This is a genomic window from Actibacterium sp. (genome assembly GCF_041584535.1).
Lineage (GTDB): Bacteria > Pseudomonadota > Alphaproteobacteria > Rhodobacterales > Rhodobacteraceae > Actibacterium_D.
Genome location: NZ_JBFHDW010000407.1, coordinates 1 through 1,813, shown reverse-complemented (window position 1 = coordinate 1,813; position 1,813 = coordinate 1). Strand labels below are relative to the sequence as shown.

Sequence of the window (1,813 nt, the reverse complement as noted above, 5' to 3'; positions counted from 1 at the left end):
GTGCCCGAGGTGCTGGCGGAATTCGCCACGCATGCCAAGACCGGCGCGCCGATGCCGCGCGATATGCTGGATCGGCTGTTGGCGGCGGCGACTTATGACATGGGGTTCCAGACGGTGGAATATGTTGCCTCGGCGCTGGTCGATCTGGCGTTCCACGAGGGCGCGGCCCCCGCCGATCCGATGGCGGCGCAGGCGCGGGTTCTGGAGGATCTGGGCATGCCGCACGCGATCCGGATGCGCCACGCGACGCCGCATTTCGCGCATGTGTTCTCGGGCGACGGATATTCGGCGGGCTATTACAGTTATATGTGGTCCGAGGTGATGGATGCCGATGCCTTTGCCGCCTTTGACGAGGCCGGGGGCGCCTTTGATGCCGATGTCGCGCGTAAGCTTGAGACCTTCATCCTGTCGGCGGGCGGCTCGGAAGAGGCCGAGACCCTGTATACCAAATTCCGGGGTCGGATGCCGGGGGTCGAGGCGTTGTTGAAGGGGCGCGGCCTGTTGGTGGCCGAACCGGCGTAGATAATCTGATCTGGCGCACCCAATTGATCGGGGGTGGCGATCAATTGGGCGCCGCTTTCCCAAAGGCTATTTCGAACTAACCTATTTTTTTGGGTTTCGGGCGGGAATCGTATAGAGTGTTCTGGGGGCCAAGGATTGGGAGAGACACCATGTCATCCGGGAATTTCACAGACTTCATGGCCAGCGGAGGCGGTAAGGCGCTGTTCGGGAATTCGACGGTCTCGGCGCTTCATGCGGTGGCCAATCAGGATTACATCGTTCTGGATGGCGGCTATGACGCCAAGGGCGGCGGCGGCGGCGGCGGCGGCGGTGGCCGGGGTGGCAATCCCGGCGGCACGACCGGGACCGAGCCCACGGTGACCGACGTCTATATCAGCGGCGATCCGAATGTGGACGATTCACTTGAGTTCAACATCACCATCGAATTCATGGGCGACTGGCCGGACTACCTGAAGGTTCAGTTTCAGGCCGCGGCCGATTTCCTGTCGACCGTGATCATCGGCGACATGCCTGACATCGTCTATAACGGTCAGGCGATCGACGACATCGTGATCCAGGCCTCGCTGACCAATATCGACGGCACGGGTGGTGTTCTGGGGCAGGCGGGGCCGACGGTTGTGCGCTCGGCCGATTACACGCCGATCATGGGTGTGATGGAATTCGACATTGCCGACGCCGAGGCCTATTCGGCCGCCGGGCTGTTCGACGACATCATCCTGCACGAGATGATGCATGTGCTGGGCTTTGGAACCTTGTGGAATTACAACGGTTTGGTCGAAACCGCAGTGGTTGACGACAATGGCACGAAAAAGCCGACCGATGACATTGTCGAAAGCTATTACATCGGCGAGGCGGTTCTGGCGGCCTATAATGGCGACGGGTTCGTGTTCGTTGAAACCGATGGCGGGTCGGGCACGGCGGGCGGTCACTGGGATGAAGAGACCTATCAGCTGGAACTGATGACCGGCTATATCGGCTATTACGAAGATAACGGAAATTCGGACCCGACCGATGACTGGGACGGGGCAAACTATCTGTCGGATTGGAGCGTCGCAGCGCTGCAAGATCTTGGCTATACGCTGGCCACCGATGCCAGCGGAATTGAGGCCAGCGGCGATTTGGGGATCGAGTTCGCCTAAGCGTTGGCGAAACACCGCACCGCCGCAGCCCTTACCAATGCGGCGGGCGCTGATCGGCCATCGGCACGGTGCCGCCTTCGGCCACTTCGCGCTCGGCCTCGCGTTCCATCAACATGCGCACTCGGTTGGTCAGGCGGGCGATCTCATCCACC

At 61.3% G+C, this 1,813-nt stretch carries 2 protein-coding genes and 1 pseudogene; 2 read left to right on the top strand and 1 reads right to left on the bottom strand.

The genetic code is table 11. From position 1 onward, the window contains the following. The coding region (locus tag ABYW26_RS14190; protein WP_372605563.1) for a M3 family metallopeptidase at positions 1-522 on the top strand (522 nt) is incomplete at its 5' end. A 149-nt stretch (positions 523-671) separates the two neighbouring features. Further along, positions 672-1,661: a leishmanolysin-related zinc metalloendopeptidase gene (locus ABYW26_RS14185; protein ID WP_372605562.1), complete on the top strand. Its 990-nt coding sequence runs from the start codon at positions 672-674 to the stop codon at positions 1,659-1,661. A 31-nt stretch (positions 1,662-1,692) separates the two neighbouring features. Here ABYW26_RS14185 and ABYW26_RS14180 read toward each other — a convergent pair. Further along, positions 1,693-1,813, bottom strand: a pseudogene (locus ABYW26_RS14180) (SlyX protein); the annotation flags it as partial.

Excerpts from the sequence above, each read along its gene's own strand:
- ABYW26_RS14185 (WP_372605562.1), top strand. The coding sequence starts at position 672 with ATGTCATCCGGGAATTTCACAGACTTCATGGCCAGCGGAGGCGGTAAG.